Source organism: Erythrobacter litoralis HTCC2594 (assembly GCF_000013005.1).
Lineage (GTDB): Bacteria > Pseudomonadota > Alphaproteobacteria > Sphingomonadales > Sphingomonadaceae > Parerythrobacter > Parerythrobacter litoralis_A.
On the sequence record NC_007722.1, the window covers coordinates 1,154,486 to 1,181,154 of the forward strand.

The window sequence follows — 26,669 nt, forward strand, 5'->3', positions numbered from 1 at the left end:
CCCTTAGCGATGCATGGTGGGGACCGCTAGCCCGACCTCCCGTTTATGCCACCTTGTCGAGCCGACCCACGCAGCGATCAGCGTCGGCAGACCGAACCCGAAGAAGGCCAGGAACGGGAACGCCATCGAATATTCGTCCGGCGGCGGGGAAAGCCAGTCGAAGGCTTGCAAGGCCAGCAGCACGGCTATCAATATCATCGGAGGGGCAATGGGCCCTTTTGTACTGCGCATGTACAGCGTGAACGCGCCGATAATCAGAATGAGCTCCAATGGCACCGCGACGGCGGGATAATTCCACAGGCCGAGGCCGTATTTGGGCTGCGATCCGGCAAGCGTCAGGTCAGGGCGATGTACCAGGAGGTCGATAAACCAGTGCGATAGCACCACCAGTCCGCCGATGATGGCCCCTGTAAGGTCGCGTCGCCACAGGATGAGTATGGCTGCGAATGCTAGCGCGAAGACGCCGGAGCCCAAAAGACTGTGGGTATACGGCATATGATACAGGTCCATCGCGTTCATCGTCGTGATGCCCGGCACGATCCGCATCTCTTCGACCCCGACCAGCAGGAACCCCATGAACGCCCAGTCGACCAGCTGGCCGGCGATGAACAAGGTGCCCAGTTTGGGCGCGCGAGGGCTGGCGGCGGCGGCGAGAAATGCGGGTGCCCAGTGGCCGATGAACATCTAGGTGAGTCGTCCTGTAATCCACGTTGCAGCGAGAGCGGCCATGCCGGTCGCGAAAGCCCCCCATGCGATGTCGGTCACTGTTAGATGACTTGGCCAGACTTTCAACGTCGCCTGGTTGGTGAGGCCCCAGGTTCCGTAACACAGTGCCCCGAGCAGTGCACCGTTGAGCGCTGCCGTGCCCAAGCCATTGGCAAGACCCGGACGGATCGCGAAATAGACCATCCCGGCGACGTAGAAGACGTAAAAAATGATTGCGGGCACGGCGCGAAAACTGTCCGCCATGATCTCGCCGATATTGGGCCGGTAGAAATTGTTGCCCGCCCACCCGAGCCAGATCGCATCGAGGATGCCGAATACGAGGGCGGCGGCAATATAGGCGATAATCCATGTCATAATTCGTCTCCCGGCAGGCCAGCCGCTTGACCCGCGCGGGGGTGCGGGCCAATGCTGCGGCCATGGTTGAGGGACAAACCGCCGAAACGGCGAAAATATCCGAACTGAGCTTCGAAGACGCGCTCCGTGCGCTCGAGCAAGTGGTGCGCGACCTCGAGAGCGGCGACGTTCCGCTCGACGATTCGATCAATCTCTACGAACGCGGCGAAGCGCTGCGAAAACACTGCCAGGCACGGCTCGACGCGGCGCAGGCCAAGATCGAAGCGATCGTGCAGGATGCAAGCGGCGCGGCGACCGGCACCAAACCCTTCGACAGCGACGGCTGACCGGTGGGCAAGATGGAACTCGTCGACAGTGACGGCGCGAAACTTTCTTCCGCGCTGAACCGCATCGCGCGCGATATCGATGCGGTCTTCGATGTGCTGCTGCCCGTGCCGGACGATACCCGTGCCCCGCTGGTGGAGGCGATGCGCTATTCGGCCATGGACGGTGGCAAACGGGTTCGCCCACTGCTGGTCGTTGCGACAGCGGAAATGCTGGGCGTCAGCCGCGATCCTGCGCTCAGGGTCGGCTGTGCGGTCGAGGCGATCCATGTCTATTCGCTGATTCATGACGACTTGCCGTGCATGGACGATGACGAGCTTCGTCGCGGCAAGGCAACGCTGCACAAGGCCTATGACGAAGCCACGGCAGTTCTGGCCGGGGATTCGCTGCATGCGCTGGCCTTCGAGATCCTCACCGATGACGAGACAACGCCCGATCCTTTCACGCAGGCCGAACTTGTCCGCACGCTGGCTGCGGCGAGCGGCATGGCAGGAATGGCTGGCGGCCAGATGATGGATATGGCGGCGGAAAGTGCCGATTACGATCTCCACACCATCACCCGGCTGCAACAGCTCAAGACCGGCGCGTTGCTGGCAGCCTCGGTCGAGATGGGCGCTATCCTCGCCAAGATCCCGCGCGAAGGCCGCAGCCATTTGCGCGCCTATGCCCGCGACATCGGGCTCGCCTTCCAGATCGCCGACGACCTGCTCGATGCCGAAGGCGATGAGGAAAAGGCCGGCAAGGCGCTGCGCAAGGATGACGAGCAAGGAAAGCAGACCTTCGTGACACTGATGGGGGTCGAAGGGGCGCGCAACCAGGCCCGCGCACTGGTGGACCACGCGGTCGGCCACCTCGGGCAATATGGAGAAGATGCTGCGGTGCTGCGGGCACTCGCGCGCTACATCGTCGAGAGGGACCGATAATGAACGAGCGCATCGGGGTCTATCCCGGCACATTCGACCCGATCACGCGAGGCCACCGCGACATCATCCGGCGCGGGGCCAAGCTGGTCGATACCCTCATAATCGGTGTCACCACCAACCCGTCGAAGAACCCGATGTTCACGCCGGAAGAGCGGATGGAGATGGTGAAAAAGGAACTCGCCGACATGGGCCTCGACAACACCGAGGTTGTCGGGTTCGATGCGTTGTTGATGAAATTCGCGAAGAAGCAGAATGCAAACGTGATCGTGCGCGGGCTGCGCGCCGTCGCCGATTTCGAATACGAATACCAGATGGCGGGCATGAACCAGCAGATCGATGCCGATATCGAGACGGTCTTCCTCATGGCCGACGTCTCGCTGCAGCCGATCGCGTCCAAGCTGGTCAAGGAAATCGCGCTCTATGGCGGCGATATCTCGCCCTTCGTCAGCCCGGCGGTCAAAGCTCAGGTCGAGGCAAGGGTCGAGAAAATCGGCCGCCGCGGGGACTATTGAGGTCCGCGCGCATTTCCCCAAGCTATTAATTGCGGAGACAGCGCGGCGCGGTTAATGCGCGGGCAGACACGCCCCAACACTTCAGGATATCCATGATCAACCGTTTGATTGCCGCTACCGCGATTGCTTCCCTTGCTGCCACGCCGCTCGCCGCACAGGACGCGGAGATGGCGACCGATGGCGGGGAAACGGTCAGCACGGCCCGCGCGCCGATGACCTACGCCAAGATCGACTATAATCTGAACGAAGACCGGGAAAATATCCTGTTTCTCGATCTTTCCAATGGCGAGCGGGTCGCGATCCGGCTGATGCCCGACTGGGCGCCGAACCACGTCGAGCGCATCAAGACGCTGACCCGGCAGGGCTTCTACGACGGCATCGTCTTCCACCGCGTGATCGAAGGGTTCATGGCGCAGACCGGCGATCCGACCGGCACGGGGCAGGGTGGCTCTGACCTTCCCGACCTCGAAGAGGAATTCAACCCCATGCCGCATGTCCGCGGCAGCGTCGCCATGGCGCGCGCGCAGAGCGAAGACAGCGCCAACAGCCAGTTCTTCCTCGTGTTCTATCCGCGCTTCAGTCTCGACAAGCGCTACACAAATTTCGGGCGGGTCATCTCGAACATGGCGGCTGTCGATGCGATTAATCGCGGCGAGCCGCCGGCCAACCCGACCCGCATCCTGCAGGCATCGATCGCTGCGGACAACAAGCCGCGGGCTATGCCTCGGCCGGCCCAGCCCGAGCGCGAGATCACGCTCGACGAGCTGAGCGCTCCGATCGAGGGGTGACGCAGCGCGCGAGGGGCGCTAACCGCGCGCTTCGATGCGTGTAGACCTGTTCGATTTCGAACTCCCTCAGGAGCTGATTGCGCTGCGCCCGGCGGTGCCGCGCGATTCAGCGCGTCTGCTGGTGGCCGCAGGCGCTGGCGCGATCGACGACCGTATCGTGCGCGACCTGCCGCAGCTGCTGATGCCGGGCGATGTCCTCGTCTTCAACGATACCAGGGTCATTCCGGCACAACTGACCGGCAAGCGGGGCGAAGCCACCGTAGGCGTGACGTTGCACAAGCGGCTCGACCTGCGCCGCTGGCAGGCCTTCGTCCGCAATGCCAAGCGTCTGGCGCCGGGTGATACGGTCGATTTCGGCAACGATGTCAGCGCCGATGTCGAGGATCGCGCCGACGATGGCAGCTTCACCTTCGCCTTTCGTGGTGATGAGCCGGTCGAGGTGTTGCTCGACCGTGCGGGCACCATGCCGCTTCCACCCTATATCGCCGGCAAGCGTGCGACGGATGAGCGCGACCGCGACGACTACCAGACGATGTTCGCACGGGAAGATGGCGCGGTTGCCGCGCCGACGGCGGCATTGCATTTCACATCCGAGCTGATCGCGGCACTCGATGAGCGCGGCGTCGCGCGCCAAACGCTGACGCTCCATGTGGGCGCTGGCACATTCCTCCCGGTAAAGGCGGACGATACCGACGATCACCGGATGCATTCGGAATGGGGTCGGATCGAACACGACACCGCCGATCGCCTTAACGCCGCCAAGTCACGCGGCGGCAGGATCATCGCGGTCGGAACGACCAGCCTACGCCTGCTGGAAAGCGCGACGGGCGAGGATGGTGTCATCCGGACCTTTGCAGGCGATACGGACATCTTCATCACGCCGGGCTACCGCTTTCGTGCGGTGGATGGCCTGATGACCAATTTCCATTTGCCCAAATCCACGCTGATGATGCTGGTCAGCGCGCTGATGGGACGCGAACGGATGATGGATATCTACGCCCACGCCATTGCGCAGAGATATCGTTTCTATTCCTATGGCGATTCTTCGCTGTTGATCCCAGAGGGGAACACCAAGTAGCGGTTTGAAACCAATTCAGGAGCCGCACATGAGTGAGCCCATTCTCGACATCCAGGGCCTGACCAAGATCTATCCCGGCGGCCTGAAGGCATTGGACGATGTCGATCTGCAAATCCGCCAGGGCGAGATATTTGCGCTGCTCGGGCCCAACGGAGCAGGCAAGACGACGCTGATCGGCGCGGTATGCGGGCTGGTGCGGCCGACCTCGGGCACGATCCGCGCCTTCGGTCACGACATGGCAAGCGATTGGCGGCACGCACGGGGGCGCATCGGACTGGTTCCGCAGGAGCTTGCGACCGACATGTTCGAACCGGTCTATCGCGCGGTGGCCTATTCGCGCGAGCTCTTCGGCCTCGCTCCCGACAAGGCACGGATCGAGGAAATCCTGCGTTCGCTCAACCTGTGGGACAAGAAGGACGAGCGGATCATGGCGCTGTCCGGCGGGATGAAGCGCCGCCTGCTGATTGCCAAGGCGATGGCGCACGAACCGGACCTGCTCTTTCTCGACGAGCCCACTGCCGGCGTGGATGTCGAACTGCGCAAGGGAATGTGGCAGCTAATCGGCGCAATGCGCGAGCGCGGGGTGACGGTGATCCTCACCACGCACTACATCGAAGAGGCCGAAGAGATGGCCGACCGGGTTGGGATCATCAGCAGGGGCCGCATCCTCAAAGTGGACGACAAAGCGTCGCTGATGCGGCAACTCGGGCGCACCGAGGCACACATTGCATTGGCCAATCCCCTGAGTGCACTGCCTCCAGCCATCGCCAGCTTCCCGGTCGAGCTCGAACAGGGCGGCACATCGCTTTGCTATCGGGGAGGCGATGGGACGGGGAAGGGCAAGGCCGAGGTCGCACAGCTTATCAAGGCGCTGGTGGACGAGAGTATCGACTTTACCGGCATCGACACGCGCGAAAGCAGCCTCGAGGAAATCTTCGTCTCGCTCCTCGGTGAGAAGGAGGTGGCGGCATGATCAGCTGGCGTTCCACCTGGGCGATTTACAAGCGCGAGTTGATGCGCTTTCTGCGCACAGCCTTCCAATCCGTGCTGGCACCGGTTCTGACCACTTCGCTCTATTTCATCGTTTTCGGCGCGGCCATCGGCAGCCGAATGCCCGACCTTGGCGGGGTAGAATACGGAGCTTTCATCATACCGGGCCTGCTGATGCTCACCCTGCTCGGCGAGACGACCAGCAATTCCAGTTTCGGCATCTACATGCCCCGCTTCACCGGCACGATCTACGAACTTCTCTCGGCACCCGTCGGGGTGGCGGAAACACTCGTCGGCTTCGTAGGGGCCGCTGCCACCAAGAGCCTGATCCTGACGGCGATCATCTTGCTCACTGCCGCGATCTTCGTCGATTACTCGATCGCCCATCCGCTCTGGGCCTTCGTCTTCGTCCTGCTTGTGGCGTGTAGCTTCAGCCTGTTCGGCTTCATCCTCGGTATCTGGGCGGACAATTTCGAGAAGTTGGGCATTATCCCGCTGCTGTTCCTGACCCCGCTGACCTTTCTTGGCGGCACTTTCTATTCGATCGACATGCTGCCCGAACCCTGGGACACGATCGCACTGGCCAACCCCATCGTCTATCTGGTGAGCGGATTGCGCTGGACATTCTACGGCAGCAGTGACGTCGATTTCCGCATATCCCTCGGGATCACGGTGGCATTCCTTGCCGTCTGCGTCGGTATCATCGCCTTCATCTTCAAGACCGGGTGGCGGCTTCGGGACTAGTTTCCGCGCGGCACACGCGCTAGGCGCGCCGCCAATGACCAAACCCCGCTTCGACTTCACGATCCACGCGACCGACGGCAAGGCGCGCACCGGCACCATCGCCATGCAGCGCGGCGAAATTCGCACGCCAGCCTTCATGCCGGTGGGGACGGCTGGAACGGTCAAGGCGATGAAGCCCGAGAGCGTCCGCGCCGCTGGCGCCGACATTATCCTCGGCAATACTTATCACCTGATGCTGCGGCCGGGCGCTGAGCGCGTTGCGCGGCTCGGTGGGCTGCACACCTTCATGAACTGGCAGCGCCCGATCCTGACCGACAGCGGCGGCTACCAGGTGATGAGCCTGTCCGACCTGCGCAAACTGACCGAACAAGGCGTCGAGTTCCGCAGCCATATCGACGGTTCCAAACACATGCTCACACCCGAGCGTTCGATGGAGATCCAGCGCCTGCTCGGCTCCGATATCGTCATGGCGTTCGATGAATGTCCGCGCGCCGACCAGCCGCGCGATGTGATTGCCGAAAGCATGGAAATGTCGATGCGCTGGGCTAAGCGCAGCCGCGACGGGTTCGACGGCGGGGCAGAGCACGCCGCCCGTTCGGCACTGTTCGGTATCCAGCAAGGCGCGCTCGATGAGCAATTGCGCAAGATCAGCGCCGAAAGGCTCACCGATATCGGCTTCGACGGCTATGCTATCGGCGGACTGGCTGTGGGCGAGGGGCAGGAAGCGATGTTTGCAACGCTCGATTTTGCACCAGACCAGCTGCCGGAGGATCGCCCGCGTTATTTGATGGGTGTCGGCAAGCCGGACGATCTGGTCGGCGCAGTCGAGCGCGGGGTCGATATGTTCGATTGCGTGTTGCCGAGCCGCTCGGGCCGCAACGGGCAGGCCTTCACCTGGAATGGCCCCATCAACCTGCGCAACGCGCGTTTCGCCGAAGACCAGGAGCCGCTCGACAGCCGCTGCGCCTGCCCCACCTGCGGCACCTATTCGCGCGCCTACATCCACCACCTTATCAAGTCGCAGGAAATCCTCGGCGCGATGCTGATGACCGAGCACAATATCGGCTTCTACCAGCAGTTGATGCAGGCGATGCGCGATGCGATCGGCGAAGGGCGGTTTGCTGCCTTCGCTGCGGATTTCCGGCGCGACTACCTGGGCGGCGGCGACACTGCATAATCCCTCTTTTCAAATGCTTGGTCCCAGCTAAACTGGGCCAGCTTAACGGGGAACAGGGTCTGTTTATGAAATACTGCTCGTCACTTGCTGCGCTTGCCGCGGCTGCTTTCGCTGCACCACTCGCGGCTCAAACGCTGGCAGAGGACGCGTCGGCGTTCGGCGCTCGCCAATCGGTCGAAAACCTCAGTATTTCTCCATCCGGAGACAGGCTGCTCTACATCCAGCCGGGTGCGCAATCGGACGAGACGATCTACGTCGTCGACCTTGCCAATGGCGGCGCGCCAACGCCGATCATCACCATGAACGAGGCGCAGGCGCGCTTGAATTGGTGTCAGTGGGCAACCGAAGAACGCATCGTCTGCGAGATTTTCGGAATGCAGGATTCCGGCGGGGTCCTGCTTAATTTCACGCGCGTCATGGCGATTAGTGCAGACGGATCGGATACCGAAATGCTGACTCCGTCCAGCAGCTACAAGACGATGGGCGTCCTCCAGGACGGGGGCGATGTGCTCGCGCTCGACGTGGAGGGGCAGGACAGCAAGATCCTGATGACCAAGCGCTATATCAAGGAGCGCTGCGAAAAGACCCGTCTATGCAACGATAAGGAAGGGCTGGGGGTCGACGCAGTCGATGTCGAGAACGGACGCGCACGGCCTGTCGAGGACGCCGCGTTGCGAGCCGTTTCCTATATGGCGGATGGCAGTGGGCAGGTCCGCGTGATGCTCGCCGGCGATACCGCGGCCAGTGGTTATGACGGCAGCGACTATCGCTATCTCTACCGCCGGAAGGGTGAGAGCAAATGGTATCCGCTTTCCAGTGTCGACGCAGGTGGGCCGCTGTCGGTGGGATTCCGCCCGGTCGGCATCGATAGCGAGAAGGACGTCGTTTACGGGCTCGAGCGCAAGAACGGCTACGACGCCCTGTATGCCTTCGCGCTCGATGGTTCGGAATCCAAGACGCTCGTCATGGCGCTCGACGATGTGGACGTGGACGGCGTCGCGCGTATCGGTCGCCAGCGCCGCGTGGTCGGCGCCAATTTTGCGACTGAACGGGCTTACACCAAATATTTCGATCCCCAACTTGAGAAACTCGCCGACGCCTTCGCCAAGGCTCTGCCGGGCAACCCCTCGATCACCATCGCCGATGCCAGCGCCGACGAGAACGAACTAATCCTTATCGCCTCGAGCGATACCGATCCCGGCAAGGCCTATCTGTTTGAAAAGGACACCCGTTCACTGAGTGAGCTCCTGTCGCTGCGCATGCCGCTCGACAGTCGCTCTATGGGCAAGATGAAACCCGTCACCTATCCGGCGGCGGACGGAACCCAGGTCCCCGGCTATCTGACCCTGCCACCGGGTAGCGACGGCAAGAACCTGCCTGCCATCGTCATGCCGCATGGCGGGCCGGGCTCACGCGATGTGTGGGGTTTCGACTGGCTCGTGCAGTTCTTCGCCGCCCGTGGTTACGCCGTGCTCCAGCCCAATTTTCGCGGCTCGTCCGGCTATGGCTCGGCGTGGTTCGGCAAAAATGGTTTTCAGGCTTGGGAAACGGCAATCGGAGACATCAACGATGCCGGACGCTGGCTCGTGTCTCAGGGCATTGCCGATGCGACGAAACTCGCCACGGTGGGTTGGTCCTACGGCGGCTATGCCGCGCTGCAATCGCAAGTGGTCGATCCCGATCTGTTCAAGGCGGTGGTCGCCATTGCGCCGGTGACGGACCTTGATCTGCTCCGCGAGGAAAACCGGCGCTATACCAGCTACACCGCTTATGACCGGATGATCGGTAACGGCGCGCATGTGCAGAATGGGTCGCCCGCGCGCCACGCGGCGAACTTCAAGGCACCCGTGCTGCTAGTGCACGGAACGCTGGACCAGAATGTCACCGCGGCCCAATCGAAACTGATGGAAAATCGGTTGCAGTCCGCCGGGAAATCGGTCGACTACCTAGAGTTCAAGGGGCTCGACCACGGGCTGGTCCACAGCCAGGCGCGCGGGATCATGCTGAAAAGGATCGGCGAGTTTCTCGAGGCCAACCTCGCGTTCTGAAGAACCACATCGAGACACAGAAAAAGGGCGGCCACAATGGGCCGCCCTTTTCGTATTCGGTATCGCGTGTGTCTTAGCGCGAGTAGAACTCGACCACGAGGTTCGGTTCCATGGTGACCGGGTAGGGCACTTCGTCGAGCTTGGGCACGCGGGTGAAGGTCACCTTGTCGTTGCCGTCAGGTGCGACGTAGTCGGGGATCTCACGCTCGGGAAGGCTCTGCGCTTCGATGACGAGAGCCATTTCCTTGGCCTTGTTGCCGAGGCTGATGACGTCGCCGACCTTGACACGGGCGCTCGGGATGTTGGTCTTCACGCCATTCACGTAGATGTGACCGTGGTTGACGATCTGGCGGGCGGCGAACACGGTCGGGGCGAACTTGGCGCGGTACACGACCATGTCCAGGCGCTGCTCGAGCAGGCCGATCAGGTTCTGGCCGGTATCGCCCTTCATGCGGCTCGCCTCGGCGTAGGTGCGACGGAACTGCTTCTCGGTCACATCACCGTAATAGCCCTTGAGCTTCTGCTTGGCGCGAAGCTGCAGGCCGAAATCGCTCGTCTTCCCCTTGCGACGCTGGCCGTGCTGGCCGGGGCCGTAGGAACGCTTGTTGACCGGGGAGTTCGGGCGACCCCAGATGTTTTCACCCATCCGGCGGTCAAGTTTGTACTTGGCGCTCTTGCGCTTCGACATAGGTCTTTCCTTCGATTTGCAAGGTCACCCCAACGGTGACCGTTCAACCCGGTTCGCACCACCCGGCCTATTGTGCCGGGCGCGGCCGCCGCTTCACCGGGATGCGGGACCAATCGGGCGCAGCGAAACGCACTGCGGTGCCGAAGTGAAGCGCGCCAGATAGCGATCCGGCGCGCCAAGTCAAGCGGAGTCGGTTGCGATCAGTGCCGCGAGCTGAACGTCGAGGGGCTTGAGCCGAGACCGTATTTGCTGGTCGAGCCGAAACTGCTGTGGCTGTTGTTGTACACGAAACCGCTGCGGCGAGACTTCGGCGGATTGGTGCGGGCGATTTCCACCGCTTCGAGCCATTCCGACCGGTCGAGGCAGATGCTTTGGGTGTACGTGGCACGCGCGCGATCGAGACACAGTACATCGCCGTCGGCGTCACCGCTGAGCACGAGCCCGGCCTGTTCGGACACGAAGGTGCGGCGGCGGTCGAGCCGGGTATCGTCGGCCTCGATCGAAACGAGCGGCAGGGTGCTCGCGAGCAGGAACGTGGTCAGCATGGAATTCTCCCCTTCGTGTCTGTGCCCTCCGCGTGACATCAAGCCATTGAGACAGTGTATCTTTCCTGAACGCTCTCGACAAAGCCCCTATCCCGCGCCACAGCGCGCGCCATGACTGACATCAAGCATCCCGACGACTGCCGAAGCATGCTTGACGTACGGGCCGGGGTCGATGCGACCGACCGCGAATTGATGGCGCTGCTCGACCGGCGCTTCGGCTATATGCGGGCGGCGGCTCGGATCAAGCCGAGCCGCGACAGCGTGCGGGACGAGAAGCGCAAGGCGGCCGTGATCGATGCCGCCAGGGCCGAGGCCGAGTCGCGCGGCCTTCCGGCCGAGGCCATCGCCGACCTGTGGGACAAGCTGGTCGAGGCGTCGATCGCCTATGAGTTCGAGGAGTGGGACCGCACCCGGCGTTCTTAGCGCGCAGGCCCGAAGTGGGGGATCAATTGCCGTTGTTGAAGGCGGTCCATTCTTCGGCCGTCATGCACACCCGCTCCTTGCGACGGCTCGACATATCCATGCGAATGTGGCGGCAAATTTTCCTGGTTTCGGCCTTCTTCTCGACCTTAGCGGTTTCTTGCTCTTCTCGCTTCTTCGGCTGTTCTGCACCTTCAGGGCTTGCGAGCAGGGCGAGGGCGACCACGGTGGAAAGCATGAAGCGTATCCTGTTGCTGTGATTGGGGAATTGGACTTGGAGCGCGCGTGCTAATCGGAACTTTCGGCGTTGTCGAGGGGGCCTTTCGGCACTTTGTCGCCACGCTGCAGCGAAGACAGAACACCGCGCAAGGTTCGGATTTCCAAATGGTTCCAGCCTGGCTTGGTCAGCACCGTTCTGAGCGTTCTCCGCGTCGCTTCCGTACGGTTTGCGGGGAGGAAATAGCCCTTCGGCTGCAGCATAGCTTCCAGATGTGCAATGAGATCGTCTAGCTCGGCCTGCGGGGCAGGCGGCAGCAGGTCCTCCTGCGTCGGCTGTTCGAGTTCGGCACCTTTCGACCATTCGTAAGCGCACAGGATGACCGCCTGCGCAAGGTTCAGCGACCCGAACTCGGGATCGATCGGGACCGTCAGTATAGCGCGAGCGAGAGCAACGTCCTCTGTTTCCAGTCCTGACCTTTCGGGCCCGAACAGGACGGCCGACTTGCCCGCTTGGCTGTGGATGGCCTGCGCCGCCTCCTCGGGCGTCACGACGGGTTTGGTGACCCCGCGCTTGCGCACGGTCGTGGCGTAGATATGCGCGCAATCCGCAACGGCCTCCGCGGTGGTCGCAAAAACCTGCGCGCGTTCGAGCACATCGTCGGCTCCGGCTGCAGAGGGGCCGGCGTCAGGATTCGGCCAGCCGTCGCGCGGCGCTACCAGGCGCAGCTCGGTGAGGCCGAAATTGCGCATCGCCCGTGCCGCATTGCCTATGTTCTCGCCCAATTGCGGGCGAACGAGGACAATGGCGGGTTTCTGCGGCTTGCCGATGTCTCGACTGGGGTTCTCGACTTCGCTCGAACCCCGCTCGACACGAACGGCAGTGCCTTTCACCCGTTCGTGTCGAGCAGACATCGAGCCTGTCGAGATGGCTTGTCGAGACGTCCTGCGAGAGGGAGGTTTTGCAAAATGGGCAACCTTGTTCCAGTCGCCTTCGATCAATCCAACCTTCTTGGCTTGCGACCACTTCTTGATGCGCAATTCGCTCGCGAGCGCTTCTTCTCTCGTAGCGAAGTCAGCCGCCCATACCAGCTCCAACGGATGCCGCGATGCCGTATAGCCCGCAAAAGACCCATCGAGATGCTGAGCCCATCTCATTTCAAGATCGTCTGTATGACCCGTGTAGAACGTCCCGTCGCCGCAACGGATCATGTAAGCCCAGAACATCTCTAGTCCTTCGCCGCTTCCTGCACCGTGCTGGCGAATTCCTCGAAGTCCCGCGCCTCACTGAAGTCGCGATAGACACTGGCAAAGCGGATATAGGCGACGCTGTCGATCTGGCGCAGTCCGTCCATCACCATTTCGCCGATCCGGGTCGAAGCGATCTCGCCTTCGCCCGCTGTCTCGACCTGCCGCTGGATGCCCGAGACGAGCTGGTCGATCTGCTCCTGCGTAACGCCGCGCTTGCGGCACGCGAGCGTGACCGATTGTTCGAGCTTCGAACGATCGAAGGCTTCGCGCTTGTCGTCCGATTTCACGACGGTCACATCGCGCAATTGCACGCGCTCGAAGGTCGTGAAGCGAGCTCCGCATTTGGAACATTGGCGGCGACGGCGGATAGCGGCGTTGTCTTCAGCCGGGCGTGAGTCTTTTACCTGGCTGTCGTCATGCGCACAGAATGGGCAGCGCATCGTCTACTTCTTGATCCTCGTATGCAGCGCATAGACGGCGCCGGCAGCGAGGCCGATGGGCCATGAGACGAGGGGTAGCACTGCCGCAGCGACGGCACCAATGGCCGCGCCGGTCAGCACCGGCGGCGTGGAAGGGTGCTTCATGCCTTGCCTCGCCATGCCCTTGATCTCTTCGCGGGCGCTCTCGACCCAGTCATTCTCTTCCGGTTGGGGTGTGCCGGTCATCATCGGTTCCTCAAGGGTAAACAGGGAACTGCGAGCATAGCTCACTTACCCGCCCGCGCACACTTTCTTCGACCTGCGCATCGCCTTCGGGGCCGTTCTTGGCCAGGCCGTCTACCACTTCCGCGATCAGCGCGCCGACCTTGCGGAACTCGGCCGGGCCGAAGCCACGCGTGGTACCGGCAGGCGTGCCCAGGCGAATGCCGCTGGTCACGAAAGGGCTGCGGGTGTCGTAAGGGATGCCATTCTTGTTGCACGTCAGCCATGCACGGTCGAGACCGGCTTCGGCGGCCTTGCCGGTCACATCCTTGGCCGTGAGATCGACCAGCATCGAATGATTGTCGGTCCCGCCCGACACGATCCGCAGGCCGTTCTCTTCGAGGCTGGCGGCGAGCGCACGGGCGTTCTCGACCACGGCGTGGGCATAGGTCCTGAAGTCGGGCCGCAGCGCTTCGCGGAATGCGACGGCCTTGGCCGCGACGACATGCATCAGCGGGCCGCCTTGCAGGCCGGGGAAGACCGCCATGTTGAGCGGCTTGGTCAAATCCTCGTCATTCCACAGGATGATGCCCGAGCGCGGACCGCGCAGGCTCTTGTGCGTGGTGCTGGTGACGATATGCGCGTGCGGGAAGGGTGAGGGATGCGCGCCGCCTGCAACGAGGCCGGAGATGTGGCTCATGTCGCACAGCAGCGTCGCGTCGACTTCATCGGCAATTTCGCGAAAGCGCGGGAAGTCCCACAGGCGCGAATAGGCGGTGCCGCCGCAGATGATCAGCTTGGGCTTGTGTTCGCGCGCAGTCTCTGCAACTTCGTCCATGTCGATGAGCTCGTCGTCCTTGCGCACACCGTAGCTGACCGGATTGAACCACTTGCCGCTGATATTCACCGGTGATCCATGGGTCAGGTGGCCACCCGAATTGAGGTCGAGGCCCATGAAAGTGTCGCCCGGCTGCAGCAGCGCGAGGAACACTGCCTGGTTCATCTGAGAGCCCGAATTGGGCTGCACATTGGCGAAATTGCAGCCGAAGAGCTCTTTCGCCCGCTCGATAGCCAGCGTTTCGACGACATCGGCGTAATCGCACCCGCCGTAGTAACGCTTGCCCGGATAGCCCTCGGCATATTTGTTGGTGAAGACGCTACCGGTCGCTTCGAGCACGGCCTTGGAGGCGATGTTCTCGCTGGCGATCAGCTCGATCTTGTCCTGCTGCCGCTTGAGCTCGTTCGACACGGCTTCGGCGATTTCCGGATCGGCGGCAGCAAGATCGTCGTGCCAGAAACGGTGCATGATGTCGGACTGGGTCTGTTCGGCTGTGCTCATGGCGGATCTCAGTTCGGGTTGGAGAGTTTGTCGACGCGGCGCTGGTGACGACCGCCGCCGAATTCGGTTTCGAGGAAGGCGGTGAGGCAGGCCTTGGCCATGTCGCTGCCCGTCAGGCGCGCGCCCATGGCGATGACATTTGCATCGTTGTGTTCGCGCGAGAGGGCGGCGGAAAGCGGCTCGCCGACCAGTGCGCAACGCACCGCCGGATTGCGATTGACCGACATGGAAATGCCGATCCCGCTACCGCACAGCGCGACACCGCGCTCAGCTGTGCCATCGGCAACAACGCCCGCAAGCTTGTAGCCGAAGTCGGGATAATCGACGCTGTCGGTCGTGTCCGGTCCGAGGTCGGCAACCTCGTGGCCCTGCTCGATGAGCCAGTCGCGCAGTTCGGCCTTGAGCTCGACGGCGGCGTGGTCGGATGCGATCGCTATCTTCATGCGCGTCGCCATAGGCGAGCGGGGCGATTCGTGCGACCCCGTCCGGAGGCCTTATCTTCAATCAGGACGCCGGGAGCGCTCCGTATTTCGGACAGTCGGAACGGCAGACGCCATCGTGCGACCATTCGGGCGGACGCCAGAGATAGGCCAGTTTGTCCTGCCAGCGCTCTGCGTGATCCATGCGGTCCTTGAGTTGCTTCAACCCGGCGAATTGCGCGGTGAGCGGATTATTGTCGTAGACCCGCTTGACGAGGCCGGGGTCGGGTTCTTCCGCGAGATGGGCGACCGATCCGAACAGGCGGTCGTAGAGTAGCGTGACCTGGCTGTAATTGCGGTCGATATATTGGGGCTGGTTGGCGTGATGGACCTTGTGCATCTTCGGCGTCATGAGCACCCGGTCGATCCAGCCCATCCGCGGGACATAGCTCGCGTGGTTCCAGATACCGAAGGCATTGGTGCAGACGCTGACCGCGATGTAAACGACCGGATCGATTCCGACGAACGCCGCGGGTAGGGCGAACAGGTTCTTGAGCTGCCCGTCGAAAACGAACCCGCGCGCTGCGGTCGAATGGTTGAACTCGTTCGACGAGTGATGGATCGCGTGAAAAGCCCAAAGCAGGCCGATCCGGTGCGCCAGGCGATGGTCCCAGTAATAGGCCAGTTCGTGAAACAGGAAGGCGAGCGGAATTGCCAGCAGCAGCGACATTTCGGAAACGAGACGAAGATTGTCGAACACCGCCACATAGAGCGCGAGCGGGATCAGGATCGCTATGACGAGATTGAGGACGCTACTGATAAGGTTGAGCCCGATCGAGCACAGCGCGTCCTTGTTGTCGTAGTCGGGATTTCCCCACAGCGCCCAGACTCGTTCGACAATGACACTGCCGAAATAGACCGACGCAAGAATCCACAAGGCAGCCGGGCCGCCGATGAATGCGATGGCGCTTTCTATACTCTCCATCGCCTGATCCTAGCGGTTTTATTGATCCAGGAAAGACCGCATCTTGCGGCTGCGGCTCGGGTGCTTGAGCTTGCGCAGCGCCTTGGCCTCGATCTGCCGGATGCGTTCGCGCGTCACCGAAAACTGCTGCCCGACTTCCTCGAGCGTGTGATCGGTGTTCATGCCGATGCCGAAGCGCATGCGCAGCACGCGTTCTTCGCGCGGAGTCAGGCTGGCGAGCACGCGGGTGACGGTTTCCTTGAGGTTCGCCTGGATCGCCGCATCGACCGGGATGATGGCGTTCTTGTCCTCGATGAAATCGCCGAGGTGCGAATCCTCTTCGTCGCCGATCGGCGTTTCGAGGCTGATCGGTTCCTTGGCGATCTTCATCACCTTGCGCACCTTCTCGAGCGGCATCGAAAGACGCTCGGCCATTTCTTCCGGTGTCGGCTCGCGGCCCTGCTCGTGCAGGAACTGGCGGCTGGTACGGACCAGCTTGTTGATCGTCTCGATCATATGGACCGGGATACGGATCGTGCGGGCCTGGTCGGCGATTGAGCGGGTGATCGCCTGCCGGATCCACCATGTGGCGTAGGTGCTGAACTTGTAGCCGCGGCGGTACTCGAACTTGTCGACCGCCTTCATCAGGCCGATGTTGCCTTCCTGAATAAGATCAAGGAATTGCAGGCCGCGGTTGGTATATTTCTTGGCGATGGAAATCACCAGGCGAAGATTCGCCTCGACCATTTCCTTCTTCGCGATGCGCGCCTCGCGTTCGCCCTTCTGCACCATGTTCACGATGCGGCGGAACTCGGGCAGGGCCATGCCGGTCTGGCTGGCGATATCGGCGATCTCCGTGCGGATGCGGTCGATCGCGTCGGCTTCCTTGTCGGCGAAGGCAGCCCACTTCTTGTCCTTCTTGACACGGTCCTTGAGGAAATCCTCGTCGAGCTCGTTGCCGATATAGGCCTGCAGGAAGTCCGCGCGCTTGATTTTGTGGCGCTCTGCGAGGCGCAGCATCTGCCCGCCGAGCGCGGTCAGGCGGCGGTTGAAGGCATACAGATTGTCGACCAGGAATTCGATCTTGGTGGCGTGAAACTGCATGCTCTCGACTTCGGCGGTCAGTTCCTCGCCGAGCTTCTCGTAGCGGTTCTCTTTCGCCTTGGGCAGAACTTCGCCGCGGGCGATGGTATCGACACGCTCTAGCTGCAGTTTCTCGAATTTCTTGAACAACGAGGTAATGCGCGCAAAGCGCTCGATGGCATCGGGCTTCAGCGCCGCTTCCATCTGCGCGAGCGACATGGTGTTGTCCTCGTCCTCATCGTCGTCGGACTTGCTGCTGCCCTCTTCGCCGTCCTCGTCGTCCGAATCCTCGTCATCGGTATCGTCGTCATCGTCGACGATGGTCGGGCCGGCATTCTCTTCCGAGATTTCGCCATCGTCATCGTCCTCGGCGCCTTCCTCCAGCTTCTCGGCCGGCGGCTCCTTGGACAGCATGGCATCGAGATCGAGGATCTCGCGCAGCTGCATTTCCTCGGCATTGAGCGCTTCGGACCACTGGATGATGGCGTGGAAGGTGATCGGGCTCTGGCACAATCCGATGATCATCGTGTCGCGACCGGCCTCGATCCGCTTGGCAATGGCAATTTCGCCTTCGCGGCTGAGCAATTCGACCGCGCCCATCTCGCGCAGATACATCCGCACCGGATCGTCGGTACGGTCGCCGGTGGTCGTCTTTTTTACGGCAGCGGCGGGCTTCTTGGCGTCTTTCTTTTCGTCCTTGGCGGCGCCGGGCGCGATTTCCTCGACCTCGTTGGCCTGTTCCTGCTCGGCCTCGGCCTCCTCGTCGCTCTCGACGATTTGCACGCCCATCTCGGACAGCGAAGTCTGGATATCCTCGATCTGGTCGGGGCTCATTTCGCCCGAAGGCAGCGCTTCGTTGAGCTCATCATAGGTGACGTAGCCCTTGCGCTTGGCCTTGGTGATCATCTTCTTGATCGAAGCTTCGTTGAGATCGATCAGGGGAGCATCTTCCGCCTGGGTTTTCTTCTTCGCCTTGGAAGCCATAGGTCTCGCTTCAATCCGTTTTTTCTTCGCCCGCCGGTTCCGGCTGTGACGTATACCCCAGATCAGACTGCCCGCGGGCGGCCTGTAAACTCGCCATTTGGCCGAGTCGCGCCTCGAAATCCAGCTTTCGCTTCAACAGTCTCTGCTGTTCGGCAAAAGCACCTTCGGGGTCGGTATCGAACCGCGCCGTGGCTGCCGCAAGGGCAGTTTCCAGCGCAGGTCGTTCGACCAGCAACGATACGGCTTCGGCCAAGTCTTCGCGCGCATCCTCGGGATCGGTACCTTCCTGGAGGAAGGAGAAATGACTTCTATCCGGGGGCGCAAGACGGCCGCTATCGGCAGATATGGGCAATTCGCCACCGTCTTCAAGTATTTCCGCCATGTCGAGCAGCGGATTTATCGCCCGTGCGATATTCGCGTCACGCTCGGCCGCTTCGGCAAGCGCATCCGCATGGCGGTCGATCTGGTCGGGATGGCGGATCAACCCGGCAACGACCGCTCCCGTCAAGGCGTCGCGCGATCCGCCTTGGATGGTCTTTTGCAGCGCTCTGATCGCCGCGGGATCGGGTCTGGGCCGGGAAGCGAGACTCTTCGAAAAGCCATTAGGTTTCCAAGGGGCTTTTTCGCGCCTCGGGAAGGCATAGTCGGAAAAACGGTCGAGCAATTCGCGGCGGTAGAGTGCCTTGATATCGGCATCGCCGATGGCATCGACATGCGCCATCAGCCGCGCCTTGAGGCCCGCTTTCGCCTCGGGACTGTCGAGCGGCTCGGCATCGCGTTCGAACTGCCACAGCGTATCGAGCAGGCTGCCGGGCTTCGCGAGGATATCTTCCATCGCTTGCGCCCCACGCTGATTGATAAGGTCATCGGGATCGAGACCCGCGGGCAGGCGCACTATGCCAAGCGAATGGGCAGGGCGCAGTAAGGGAAGGGCGCGCTGGATCGCCCGCATCGCCGCGCGCTGGCCGGCGGCATCGCCATCGAAACACAGAATCGGCCGCTCGACCATCCGCCACAGCATTTCGATCTGCCGCTCCGTCAGCGCGGTTCCGAGCGGGGCGACCGCATCCTCGATCCCGGCGTTGGCGAGGGCGATGACGTCCATATAGCCTTCGACGACGACAATGCGGCCGGTCTGGCGCGAGGCGGGGCCCGCCCGATGCAGGTTGTAAAGCGTGCGCCCTTTGTCGAAGAGCGGCGTATCGGGCGAGTTGAGATATTTTGCCACGCCGTCGCGCTTGTCGAGAATGCGCCCGCCGAACGCGATCACGCGCCCCCGCGCATCCTGGATCGGCAGCATCAGCCGGTCGCGAAAGCGGTCGTATTTGCTGCCATCCTCTGTCTCGATCCGCATACCGCTTTCGACGAGCATCGCGTCCTCGAAACCGACACCGGAGCCCATCGCCTGCTTGCTGTCCGGGGCGTAGCCGAAGCCGAATTCGCGGATCACGCCATTGGAGAAACCGCGCGAGGCCAGATAGTCGCGGGCCCTGGCACCCTCCGCACCACGCAATTGTTCGACGAACCATCGCTGCGAAGCCTCGGTCACATCGATCAGGCTGGCGCGCTTTTCCGCCTGCTGCGCCGCACGCGGATCGGGGGCAGGGACTTCCAGCCCCGCTTCCTGCGCCAGCTCCTTCACCGCATCCATGAACTGCAGGCCGCGCTGGTCGGTCATCCAGCGGATCACGTCGCCATGCGCACCGCAGCCGAAGCAGTGGTAAAAGCCTTTTTCGTCCGAGACCGTAAAACTCGGCGTTTTCTCGTTATGGAATGGGCAGCACGCCTTCCATTCGCGGCCCGCTCTTTGCAGCTTGGTCGTGCGCATGATGACGCTGGAAAGCGTCACCCGCGCACGCAATTCGTCAAGCCATTGGGGTGAGAGCATGGTGCTTCAATGCGCTCTCACGCCCGCGCATTCAAGCAGTGCGGCCTATTCGCCTGTGGAGGTGGCAGGTGCCAGACACGCATTGCTCGCTCTGTCCGCAGACGCGGGCATCGGCCCGTTGCCGGTGGCGGCCGTGCCATCGACCTCGATCTGGTAAGCGGGGGCAGGGCCTGCGGGCGGTAGGGTCGAATGCCAGTAGAAGGTGAGCGGTTCGCCCTGTTCCCACTGGTCGCCGCCGTCGCCGGCATTGACGGTCCACACCAGCGCGCCATTGTCGCAGCTCATCACGATATCGGCCTTCGCGCCGATCGCGGCGAGCGCCTCGGCCTTGGAATAGCCCGCGCTGCCGGTAAAACCATGGGCAGGGCGCAGCATTCGGAATTCGGTCGCCCGTTCGACATCGCTGGCATCGGCACCGTCGCCACTGCCTGTCGCAGCGTCATTGTCTTCGCCCGGGTAGACGATGTGAACGTAGGTAAAGACCGTACCGGCGGGCGCAGTCGCCGGATCACAGGGATCCATGCCGTCGGGACAGGCGACATAGCTCGTCATGTCGGCATAATTGCCGCTGGCATTGGACAGCGCGACCTTCACTTCCGGACCGCGCGGCCCCACGATCTTGGCACCAAGCTCGAGTTCGCCGAAATCGCCCTTGTCGCGGTCGACGGCCTTGGAAATCGCATCCCCATCGGTGTTGACGTCATTGAGATCGGTCACATCGCTGCCGGTCACCGTGTTGGTTTCGTCATCGACGTCGGTTGCATCCGCACAGGCGGTGGCGACCAGGGCGAGAGAGAGGAGCGAACAGGCAGCGAGGCGTTTCATCAGAAGCTTTCCTTCACGAGTTTCGAGGCGAGGCTCATGTCCAGTACAGCGCCGTGTTTCGCCTTCAGTTCCCCCATCACTTTACCCATATCCTTAATGGAGTCCGCACCAGTGTTTGCCTTCGCCTCTTCGATAGCGGCGCGTGTCTGCGCCTCGTCCATCTTTTGCGGCAGGAACTCCTCGATAACCGCCAGCTCCGCGCGTTCCTTGTCGGCCAGTTCCTCGCGGCCACCATCAACATACATGGTTATCGACTCGCGCCGCTGCTTGGCCATCTTTTCCAGCACATCCATCACCAGCGCATCATCCTCGATCTCTTTCGAGGAGGTCCGCAGCTCGATATCACGATCCTTGATCTTGGCCCCGATCAGCCGCAGCGCAGCGGTGCGGTCCTTGTCCTTGGCCTTCATGGCGGCGACGGTTTCGGCCTTGATATCGTCTCTCAGCATGGGTCTGTCCTGTCGTATCGGGTGTGATCGTGGATTGATCCCCAAGTGGCGCGCGATCGCGCTTGACGCAAGGGGAGGGTGCGCTTAGCCGCAGTCTCTTAGCGACATCGCCGGAAACACCTGACTCGGAGCAAGCCCCATGGCATCTGCCGACATTACGCCTGCGCAACCCAAAGACGCCACAGGTGTATTGCTTCTGGCCGATGGAACGGCGCTGTGGGGCAAGGGCTTTGGGGCGACCGGCAGCGCGGTCGGCGAGGTGTGCTTCAACACCGCGATGACCGGCTACCAGGAGGTGATGACCGATCCCTCCTACGCGGCGCAGATCGTCACCTTCACCTTCCCGCATATCGGCAATGTCGGCTCGAACGACGAGGACGTCGAAAGCGCCGTCGAAGCGGCTGTCGGCTGCGTGGTGCGCGAGGAAGTCACGCCGTCGAGCAATTTCCGCGCCGACAAGCACTTCGACGAATGGATGAGCGCCAATGGCAAGATCGGCCTTTCCGGCATCGATACCCGCGCGCTGACCCGCTTCATCCGGCTAAGCGGCGCGCCCAACGCTGTGATCGCGCATGCTCCCGACGGAACATTCGACCTGCCTGCACTGCTCGCCCGCGCGCAAAAGTGGCCGGGGCTGGAGGGCATGGACCTCGCCCAGCGCGTCAGCCGCGCGAAGCAGGAAGATTGGGGCGGGGGTCCGTGGGCTCTCGGCAAGGGCTACGGGCGAGCGCCGTGGCCGAAATCGCCCTCTCTCCTTCAGGGGAGAGGGAGGAGCGACGAAGTCGCGGAGGGTGTGGGGGATGCTCGCGACGCATCGCCAGCCAGCCACCACCCCCCGACCCCCTCCTCTGAAGAAGAGGGGGAGTTTATGCCTCACGTGGTCGCGATCGACTACGGCGCGAAGGACAATATCTTCCGCAACCTGGTGAAGGCCGGGGCGCGGGTGACGGTGGTGCCGGCCAAGGCCAGCCTCGAAGAGGTGCTGGCGCACAATCCCGACGGCGTGTTCCTGTCCAACGGTCCGGGCGATCCGGCGGCGACGGGCGAATATGCGGTGCCGGTGATTGCCGGGTTGCTGGAGCGCGACATCCCGCTGTTCGGCATCTGCCTCGGCCACCAGATGCTGGCGCTGGCGGCGGGCGCGAAAACCACCAAGATGCACCAGGGCCACCGCGGCGCGAACCACCCGGTCCAGCGGGTGGGCGAAGGCTGGGGCGAGACCTCGGGCCTCGTCGAGATCACCAGCATGAACCACGGCTTCGCGGTCGATGGCGAGACTTTGCCGGAGGGTGTGGAGCAGACGCATGTGAGCCTGTTCGACGGCAGCAATTGCGGCATCAGCATCCGCGGCAAGAAAGCGTTCGGCGTGCAGTATCACCCGGAGGCTAGCCCGGGACCGCAGGACAGCTTCTACCTGTTCGAGAAGTTTGTGGGGATGTTGGGGTGAGAAAAAAGCTAATCCTTTTGCTTGGAGCGTTGTCCCTAGTCGGGGTTTCTCCCGCAATGGCTCAGAAGCCGCCAGAACCTGATGCGGCGTCTCCCCGCCAACTCTATGTGGCATGCACATTGATGCTGACCGGTAACGAACTGGCCGACCGCGAGTTTGCTGGCAAGTTCAAACCAATGTCCGCGCCTGCTTGCCTCTTCGCAGCCATGAACACACTGAAATTGGGAATGGGACAAGACGCGCAGGATGCTTTTCGATTTTGTCCAAATGGAAATCTCGATTTCGATTCAAACGCGCCTCGAGCAATGGCTCGCGCATACCTAGAATACTTCGAGAGTTCGGCGGAGAATTTGAGGGAAATAAGCGGACTAGCCGCTTTTGTGATCGCTCAAAAAACTAGGTGGCCCTGTAGATAATGCCCAAACGCACTGACATCTCCTCGATCCTCGTAATTGGCGCCGGCCCGATCATTATCGGCCAGGCCTGCGAGTTCGATTATTCCGGCACGCAGGCGATCAAGGCGCTGCGCGAGGAGGGGTATCGAGTCGTGCTCGTCAATTCCAACCCGGCCACGATCATGACCGATCCGGAGATGGCGGACGCGACTTACGTTGAACCAATTGTGCCCGAGATTGTGGCCAAAATCATCGCCAAGGAGAAGCCCGACGCGCTGCTGCCGACCATGGGCGGGCAGACTGCGCTCAACTGCGCGCTCAAGCTCGATGAAATGGGCGTTCTGGCCGAGCATGGCGTGGAGATGATCGGGGCCAAGGCCGATGCTATCGACAAGGCCGAGAACCGCCAGCGCTTCCGCGAGGCGATGGACAGCATCGGCCTCGAAAGCGCGCGCAGCGGCATCGCCAACACGCTGGAGGAAGCGCGCGAAGTGCTCAAGCGCACGGGGCTTCCCTCCATCATCCGCCCCAGCTTCACGCTCGGCGGCACCGGCGGAGGCATCGCCTACAACACGCAGGAATTCGACCGCATCGTACGCGAGGGTCTGGATGCATCGCCCACCACCGAAGTGCTGATCGAGGAATCGCTGCTCGGGTGGAAAGAATTCGAGATGGAGGTGGTGCGCGACCGCAAGGACAACGCGATCATCATCTGCGCCATCGAGAATGTCGATCCGATGGGGGTCCACACCGGCGATTCGATCACCGTCGCGCCGGCGCTGACGCTGACCGACAAGGAATATCAGATCATGCGCACCGCCAGCATCAACGTGCTGCGCGAGATCGGGGTGGAGACGGGCGGCTCCAACGTCCAGTTCGCGGTGAATCCGGCGGACGGCCGCCTGATCGTGATCGAGATGAACCCGCGCGTGTCGCGCTCCTCGGCGCTGGCATCCAAGGCGACCGGATTCCCCATCGCCCGCGTCGCCGCCAAGCTGGCGGTCGGCTACACGCTCGACGAGATCGAGAACGAGATCACCGGCGCGACCCCGGCGAGCTTCGAGCCGACCATCGACTATGTCGTGACCAAGATCCCGCGCTTTGCGTTCGAGAAGTTCAAGGGTGCGGAGAACAATCTGGCGACGGCCATGAAGTCGGTCGGCGAAGTGATGGCGATTGGCCGCAACTTCCAGGAATCGATACAGAAGGCGCTGCGCGGCCTGGAAACCGATCTCGACGGATTCAACCGTGTGACGGAGCTTGAGGGGGTTCACAAGGATGTGATCACCGCGGCCCTAAGCAAACGCACGCCGGACCGCCTGCTCAAGGTTGCGCAAGCGTTTCGGGCCGGTTTGACCGTCGAAGAAGTGCACGAAGTCACCAGCTACGACCCGTGGTTCCTGCGCCAGATCGAAGGCATCATCCGGGCCGAGCAGGATATTTCCGAAAACGGCCTGCCCAACGATGCCGCGGCGCTGCGCAGGCTCAAGGCCATGGGCTTTTCCGACAAGCGCTTGGCGACGCTCGCGGTACGCTCGGTCGGGGTCGCCGGGGGAATGGGCGAAACGCAGGCGCGGCGCTCAGGGCTGCTGCACGATGCGCTCAAGGTTATGGCCGGGGCCACCAGCGAACAGGAAGTGCGGGAACTGCGGCACAAGCTCGGCGTGCTCCCGGTTTTCAAACGCATCGACAGCTGCGCAGCCGAGTTCGAGGCCATCACGCCCTATATGTATTCGACCTACGAAGCCCCGAGCTTCGGCGAGGCTGAAGACGAGGCGATGCCGAGCGACCGGCGCAAGATCGTCATCCTCGGCGGCGGGCCCAACCGGATCGGGCAGGGCATCGAATTCGACTATTGCTGCGTCCACGCCTGCTTCGCGCTCTCGGAAGCCGGGTTCGAGACCATCATGGTCAATTGCAACCCGGAAACGGTCTCGACCGATTACGACACCTCGGACCGCCTGTATTTCGAGCCGCTGACGGCGGAAGACGTGCTGGAAATCCTGCGCGTCGAGCAGCAATCGGGCGAGCTTGTCGGCGTGATTGTCCAGTTCGGCGGGCAGACCCCGCTCAAACTGGCGCAGGCGCTGGAAGATGCGGGCATTCCGATCCTCGGCACATCGCCCGATGCGATCGACCTGGCCGAAGACCGCGAGCGCTTCGCCAAGCTGGTCAACAAATTGAAGCTCAAGCAGCCCGACAACGGCATTGCCTACAGCCGCGACGAGGCCGCTGCGGTGGCGGCGCGGATCGGCTACCCGGTACTGCTGCGCCCGTCCTATGTCCTCGGCGGCCGCGCGATGGAGATCGTCGACAGCGAAGCGCAGCTCGACGACTACATCCGCACTGCTGTGAACGTGTCCGGCGAAAGCCCGGTTCTCGTCGATCAATATCTGCGCGATGCGATCGAATGCGATGTCGATGTCATCAGCGATGGCGAGGAAGTGCGCATTGCGGGCGTGATGCAGCATATCGAGGAAGCGGGCGTCCATTCGGGCGACAGCGCCTGCACCTTGCCGCCCTACAGCCTGCCTAACGAGATTATCGAAGAGATGGAACGCCAGGCCGAAGCGCTCGCCATCGCGCTCAAGGTGCGCGGACTGATGAACGTCCAGTTCGCGGTCAAGGACGGCGAGGTTTACCTCATCGAGGTCAATCCGCGCGCTTCGCGCACCGTGCCTTTCGTCGCCAAGGCCATCGGCCGCCCGATCGCCAAGATCGCAAGCCGCGTTATGGCGGGCGAGCCGCTGTCCGACTTCGAGCCGTTCAACCTGCGGCCGAACCATATGGCGGTGAAAGAAGCCGTCTTCCCCTTCAGCCGTTTCCCGGGCGCGGACCCGGTGCTGTCGCCGGAGATGAAGTCGACCGGCGAAGTCATGGGGATCGACCGGGCCTTCCCGGAAGCCTTCCTCAAATCTCAGCTCGGGGTCGGGATGCCATTGCCGGAGAGCGGGACGCTGTTCGTTTCCGTCAAGGATACCGACAAGCCGGTCATCGTCCCGGCCGTCAAGAGACTGATCGACCATGGTTTCCGCGTGATCGCGACCGGCGGTACGCAGACTTACCTCGCCGAACAGGGCCTGCCGGTGGAGAAGGTCAACAAGGTGGCGCAGGGTCAGCCCCATATAGTCGATGCGATCATCGACGGCGAGGTGGACCTCATCTTCAACACGACCGAAGGCTGGCAGTCCTTGCGAGACAGCAAATCCATCCGCGCGAGCGCGCTGGAAGCCAAACTGCCATACTATACGACGGCTGCTGCGTGCCTTGCCGTTGCGGAGGCGATTGCGACGGTCAATTCAAGCAAGCTTGAAGTCCGCTCGCTGCAAGACTATTATAGCGCAACGTAACACAAGCTTCTCCCGACAGTTCGATATTGCCGAACCGCGCGACCAAAGGCGCGGCGAAGTCTCGAATTGACAATCGAACCGCGGGGCGGGGCACAAACGAA

The 26,669-nt window shown here is 62.3% G+C and carries 28 protein-coding genes; 13 read left to right on the forward strand and 15 right to left on the reverse strand.

Annotated elements, in window-relative coordinates:
• Positions 1 to 3: 3 nt before the first annotated feature.
• Positions 4 to 684, reverse strand: coding sequence for a hypothetical protein (locus tag EL2594_RS05505; RefSeq protein WP_011414040.1), 681 nt, complete (start codon positions 682 to 684; stop codon positions 4 to 6).
• Entirely contained in the window at positions 685 to 1,080 is a 396-nt protein-coding gene (locus tag EL2594_RS05510) for a DUF2177 family protein (protein WP_011414041.1), read from the reverse strand. It lies immediately after the preceding gene.
• Between the two features lie 62 nt (positions 1,081 to 1,142).
• Here EL2594_RS05510 and EL2594_RS05515 point away from each other — a divergent pair, with 62 nt between their 5' ends.
• From EL2594_RS05515 to EL2594_RS05555, 9 genes are all read left to right on the forward strand, one after another.
• Positions 1,143 to 1,406: an exodeoxyribonuclease VII small subunit gene (locus EL2594_RS05515; RefSeq protein WP_011414042.1), complete on the forward strand. Its 264-nt coding sequence runs from the start codon at positions 1,143 to 1,145 to the stop codon at positions 1,404 to 1,406.
• 12 nt (positions 1,407 to 1,418) lie between these two features.
• A complete protein-coding gene (locus tag EL2594_RS05520) occupies positions 1,419 to 2,327 on the forward strand; it encodes a polyprenyl synthetase family protein (protein WP_041685708.1) in 909 nt (302 codons plus the stop codon).
• Positions 2,327 to 2,839, forward strand: coding sequence for a pantetheine-phosphate adenylyltransferase (gene coaD / locus EL2594_RS05525; protein WP_011414044.1), 513 nt, complete (start codon positions 2,327 to 2,329; stop codon positions 2,837 to 2,839). Before EL2594_RS05520 ends, coaD begins: the two co-directional genes overlap by 1 nt.
• 92 nt (positions 2,840 to 2,931) lie before the next feature.
• Complete coding sequence (locus tag EL2594_RS05530; RefSeq protein ID WP_011414045.1) at positions 2,932 to 3,627, forward strand: peptidylprolyl isomerase; 696 nt, start codon at positions 2,932 to 2,934, stop codon at positions 3,625 to 3,627.
• Positions 3,628 to 3,661: 34 nt separating this feature from the next.
• Positions 3,662 to 4,705, forward strand: a complete 1,044-nt coding sequence (gene queA / locus EL2594_RS05535; RefSeq protein WP_011414046.1) for a tRNA preQ1(34) S-adenosylmethionine ribosyltransferase-isomerase QueA — start codon at positions 3,662 to 3,664, stop codon at positions 4,703 to 4,705.
• A gap of 28 nt (positions 4,706 to 4,733) precedes the next feature.
• Entirely contained in the window at positions 4,734 to 5,678 is a 945-nt protein-coding gene (locus EL2594_RS05540; RefSeq protein WP_011414047.1) for an ABC transporter ATP-binding protein, read from the forward strand.
• Positions 5,675 to 6,439, forward strand: a complete 765-nt coding sequence (locus EL2594_RS05545; RefSeq protein ID WP_011414048.1) for an ABC transporter permease — start codon at positions 5,675 to 5,677, stop codon at positions 6,437 to 6,439. Before EL2594_RS05540 ends, EL2594_RS05545 begins: the two co-directional genes overlap by 4 nt.
• A 34-nt stretch (positions 6,440 to 6,473) precedes the next feature.
• Positions 6,474 to 7,616: a tRNA guanosine(34) transglycosylase Tgt gene (gene tgt, locus EL2594_RS05550; RefSeq protein WP_011414049.1), complete on the forward strand. Its 1,143-nt coding sequence runs from the start codon at positions 6,474 to 6,476 to the stop codon at positions 7,614 to 7,616.
• A 65-nt stretch (positions 7,617 to 7,681) separates the two neighbouring features.
• Positions 7,682 to 9,664 (forward strand): alpha/beta hydrolase family protein, encoded by a 1,983-nt coding sequence (locus EL2594_RS05555; RefSeq protein ID WP_011414050.1) that lies wholly within the window; start codon positions 7,682 to 7,684, stop codon positions 9,662 to 9,664.
• A 73-nt stretch (positions 9,665 to 9,737) separates the two neighbouring features.
• Here EL2594_RS05555 and rpsD read toward each other — a convergent pair whose 3' ends face one another.
• A complete protein-coding gene (rpsD, locus tag EL2594_RS05560) occupies positions 9,738 to 10,352 on the reverse strand; it encodes a 30S ribosomal protein S4 (RefSeq protein ID WP_011414051.1) in 615 nt (204 codons plus the stop codon).
• Positions 10,353 to 10,552: 200 nt separating this feature from the next.
• Entirely contained in the window at positions 10,553 to 10,897 is a 345-nt protein-coding gene (locus EL2594_RS05565; RefSeq protein WP_011414052.1) for a hypothetical protein, read from the reverse strand.
• 111 nt (positions 10,898 to 11,008) lie between these two features.
• Between EL2594_RS05565 and EL2594_RS05570 the strand changes: the two genes are divergently transcribed.
• On the forward strand, positions 11,009 to 11,320 hold the full coding sequence (locus EL2594_RS05570) for a chorismate mutase (RefSeq protein WP_011414053.1): 312 nt from the start codon (positions 11,009 to 11,011) through the stop codon (positions 11,318 to 11,320).
• A 22-nt stretch (positions 11,321 to 11,342) separates the two neighbouring features.
• Here EL2594_RS05570 and EL2594_RS05575 read toward each other — a convergent pair whose 3' ends face one another.
• The 11 genes from EL2594_RS05575 to EL2594_RS05625 form a co-directional block, all read right to left on the reverse strand.
• Positions 11,343 to 11,555, reverse strand: a complete 213-nt coding sequence (locus EL2594_RS05575; protein ID WP_011414054.1) for a hypothetical protein — start codon at positions 11,553 to 11,555, stop codon at positions 11,343 to 11,345.
• Positions 11,556 to 11,605: 50 nt separating this feature from the next.
• Positions 11,606 to 12,760 carry a TrmJ/YjtD family RNA methyltransferase gene (locus EL2594_RS05580; protein WP_011414055.1) on the reverse strand — a complete coding sequence of 385 codons (1,155 nt, stop codon included), beginning with the start codon at positions 12,758 to 12,760 and terminating at the stop codon, positions 11,606 to 11,608.
• Positions 12,761 to 12,762: 2 nt separating this feature from the next.
• Positions 12,763 to 13,224, reverse strand: coding sequence for a transcriptional regulator NrdR (nrdR, locus tag EL2594_RS05585; RefSeq protein ID WP_011414056.1), 462 nt, complete (start codon positions 13,222 to 13,224; stop codon positions 12,763 to 12,765).
• A 3-nt stretch (positions 13,225 to 13,227) separates the two neighbouring features.
• Positions 13,228 to 13,449 carry a hypothetical protein gene (locus EL2594_RS05590; RefSeq protein ID WP_041685714.1) on the reverse strand — a complete coding sequence of 74 codons (222 nt, stop codon included), beginning with the start codon at positions 13,447 to 13,449 and terminating at the stop codon, positions 13,228 to 13,230.
• A gap of 10 nt (positions 13,450 to 13,459) precedes the next feature.
• A complete protein-coding gene (gene glyA, locus EL2594_RS05595) occupies positions 13,460 to 14,764 on the reverse strand; it encodes a serine hydroxymethyltransferase (protein ID WP_011414058.1) in 1,305 nt (434 codons plus the stop codon).
• 8 nt (positions 14,765 to 14,772) lie between these two features.
• On the reverse strand, positions 14,773 to 15,207 hold the full coding sequence (gene rpiB, locus EL2594_RS05600) for a ribose 5-phosphate isomerase B (protein ID WP_041685716.1): 435 nt from the start codon (positions 15,205 to 15,207) through the stop codon (positions 14,773 to 14,775).
• A gap of 61 nt (positions 15,208 to 15,268) precedes the next feature.
• Positions 15,269 to 16,168, reverse strand: coding sequence for a sterol desaturase family protein (locus tag EL2594_RS05605; RefSeq protein WP_011414060.1), 900 nt, complete (start codon positions 16,166 to 16,168; stop codon positions 15,269 to 15,271).
• 18 nt (positions 16,169 to 16,186) lie between these two features.
• Positions 16,187 to 18,214, reverse strand: coding sequence for an RNA polymerase sigma factor RpoD (rpoD, locus tag EL2594_RS05610; protein WP_011414061.1), 2,028 nt, complete (start codon positions 18,212 to 18,214; stop codon positions 16,187 to 16,189).
• 10 nt (positions 18,215 to 18,224) lie between these two features.
• The gene (gene dnaG / locus EL2594_RS05615; RefSeq protein ID WP_011414062.1) at positions 18,225 to 20,102 is read right to left on the reverse strand and encodes a DNA primase; all 1,878 of its coding nucleotides are present in this window, start codon (positions 20,100 to 20,102) and stop codon (positions 18,225 to 18,227) included.
• 45 nt (positions 20,103 to 20,147) lie between these two features.
• Positions 20,148 to 20,927, reverse strand: a complete 780-nt coding sequence (locus EL2594_RS05620) for a hypothetical protein (protein ID WP_011414063.1) — start codon at positions 20,925 to 20,927, stop codon at positions 20,148 to 20,150.
• Positions 20,927 to 21,376, reverse strand: a complete 450-nt coding sequence (locus EL2594_RS05625; protein ID WP_011414064.1) for a GatB/YqeY domain-containing protein — start codon at positions 21,374 to 21,376, stop codon at positions 20,927 to 20,929. The genes EL2594_RS05620 and EL2594_RS05625 overlap by 1 nt, the downstream gene beginning before the upstream one ends.
• Before the next feature lie 139 nt (positions 21,377 to 21,515).
• On the opposite strand from EL2594_RS05625, the gene carA reads away from it, so the two are divergent.
• From carA to carB, 3 genes are read left to right on the forward strand one after another with little or no spacing between them, the layout of a single operon-like run.
• Positions 21,516 to 22,823: a glutamine-hydrolyzing carbamoyl-phosphate synthase small subunit gene (carA, locus tag EL2594_RS05630; RefSeq protein WP_011414065.1), complete on the forward strand. Its 1,308-nt coding sequence runs from the start codon at positions 21,516 to 21,518 to the stop codon at positions 22,821 to 22,823.
• Between the two features lie 56 nt (positions 22,824 to 22,879).
• A complete protein-coding gene (locus tag EL2594_RS15640; protein ID WP_233994318.1) occupies positions 22,880 to 23,239 on the forward strand; it encodes a hypothetical protein in 360 nt (119 codons plus the stop codon).
• A complete protein-coding gene (gene carB / locus EL2594_RS05635) occupies positions 23,239 to 26,568 on the forward strand; it encodes a carbamoyl-phosphate synthase large subunit (RefSeq protein WP_011414067.1) in 3,330 nt (1,109 codons plus the stop codon). Before EL2594_RS15640 ends, carB begins: the two co-directional genes overlap by 1 nt.
• Positions 26,569 to 26,669: the final 101 nt, after the last annotated feature.

Excerpts from the sequence above, each read along its gene's own strand:
- EL2594_RS05520 (WP_041685708.1), top strand. The coding sequence starts at position 1,419 with ATGGAACTCGTCGACAGTGACGGCGCGAAACTTTCTTCCGCGCTGAAC.
- carA (WP_011414065.1), top strand. The coding sequence starts at position 21,516 with ATGGCATCTGCCGACATTACGCCTGCGCAACCCAAAGACGCCACAGGT.
- rpiB (WP_041685716.1), bottom strand. The coding sequence starts at position 15,207 with ATGAAGATAGCGATCGCATCCGACCACGCCGCCGTCGAGCTCAAGGCC.
- rpsD (WP_011414051.1), bottom strand. The coding sequence starts at position 10,352 with ATGTCGAAGCGCAAGAGCGCCAAGTACAAACTTGACCGCCGGATGGGT.
- nrdR (WP_011414056.1), bottom strand. The coding sequence starts at position 13,224 with ATGCGCTGCCCATTCTGTGCGCATGACGACAGCCAGGTAAAAGACTCA.
- EL2594_RS05605 (WP_011414060.1), bottom strand. The coding sequence starts at position 16,168 with ATGGAGAGTATAGAAAGCGCCATCGCATTCATCGGCGGCCCGGCTGCC.
- EL2594_RS05555 (WP_011414050.1), top strand. The coding sequence starts at position 7,682 with ATGAAATACTGCTCGTCACTTGCTGCGCTTGCCGCGGCTGCTTTCGCT.
- EL2594_RS05570 (WP_011414053.1), top strand. The coding sequence starts at position 11,009 with ATGACTGACATCAAGCATCCCGACGACTGCCGAAGCATGCTTGACGTA.
- carB (WP_011414067.1), top strand. The coding sequence starts at position 23,239 with ATGCCCAAACGCACTGACATCTCCTCGATCCTCGTAATTGGCGCCGGC.
- EL2594_RS05590 (WP_041685714.1), bottom strand. The coding sequence starts at position 13,449 with ATGACCGGCACACCCCAACCGGAAGAGAATGACTGGGTCGAGAGCGCC.
- EL2594_RS05580 (WP_011414055.1), bottom strand. The coding sequence starts at position 12,760 with ATGTTCTGGGCTTACATGATCCGTTGCGGCGACGGGACGTTCTACACG.
- EL2594_RS05575 (WP_011414054.1), bottom strand. The coding sequence starts at position 11,555 with ATGCTTTCCACCGTGGTCGCCCTCGCCCTGCTCGCAAGCCCTGAAGGT.
- EL2594_RS05540 (WP_011414047.1), top strand. The coding sequence starts at position 4,734 with ATGAGTGAGCCCATTCTCGACATCCAGGGCCTGACCAAGATCTATCCC.
- tgt (WP_011414049.1), top strand. The coding sequence starts at position 6,474 with ATGACCAAACCCCGCTTCGACTTCACGATCCACGCGACCGACGGCAAG.
- EL2594_RS05510 (WP_011414041.1), bottom strand. The coding sequence starts at position 1,080 with ATGACATGGATTATCGCCTATATTGCCGCCGCCCTCGTATTCGGCATC.
- EL2594_RS05625 (WP_011414064.1), bottom strand. The coding sequence starts at position 21,376 with ATGCTGAGAGACGATATCAAGGCCGAAACCGTCGCCGCCATGAAGGCC.
- glyA (WP_011414058.1), bottom strand. The coding sequence starts at position 14,764 with ATGAGCACAGCCGAACAGACCCAGTCCGACATCATGCACCGTTTCTGG.
- EL2594_RS05515 (WP_011414042.1), top strand. The coding sequence starts at position 1,143 with ATGGTTGAGGGACAAACCGCCGAAACGGCGAAAATATCCGAACTGAGC.
- EL2594_RS05545 (WP_011414048.1), top strand. The coding sequence starts at position 5,675 with ATGATCAGCTGGCGTTCCACCTGGGCGATTTACAAGCGCGAGTTGATG.
- EL2594_RS05620 (WP_011414063.1), bottom strand. The coding sequence starts at position 20,927 with ATGAAACGCCTCGCTGCCTGTTCGCTCCTCTCTCTCGCCCTGGTCGCC.
- EL2594_RS05530 (WP_011414045.1), top strand. The coding sequence starts at position 2,932 with ATGATCAACCGTTTGATTGCCGCTACCGCGATTGCTTCCCTTGCTGCC.
- coaD (WP_011414044.1), top strand. The coding sequence starts at position 2,327 with ATGAACGAGCGCATCGGGGTCTATCCCGGCACATTCGACCCGATCACG.
- queA (WP_011414046.1), top strand. The coding sequence starts at position 3,662 with ATGCGTGTAGACCTGTTCGATTTCGAACTCCCTCAGGAGCTGATTGCG.
- EL2594_RS05565 (WP_011414052.1), bottom strand. The coding sequence starts at position 10,897 with ATGCTGACCACGTTCCTGCTCGCGAGCACCCTGCCGCTCGTTTCGATC.
- dnaG (WP_011414062.1), bottom strand. The coding sequence starts at position 20,102 with ATGCTCTCACCCCAATGGCTTGACGAATTGCGTGCGCGGGTGACGCTT.
- EL2594_RS05505 (WP_011414040.1), bottom strand. The coding sequence starts at position 684 with ATGTTCATCGGCCACTGGGCACCCGCATTTCTCGCCGCCGCCGCCAGC.
- EL2594_RS15640 (WP_233994318.1), top strand. The coding sequence starts at position 22,880 with ATGGCTCAGAAGCCGCCAGAACCTGATGCGGCGTCTCCCCGCCAACTC.
- rpoD (WP_011414061.1), bottom strand. The coding sequence starts at position 18,214 with ATGGCTTCCAAGGCGAAGAAGAAAACCCAGGCGGAAGATGCTCCCCTG.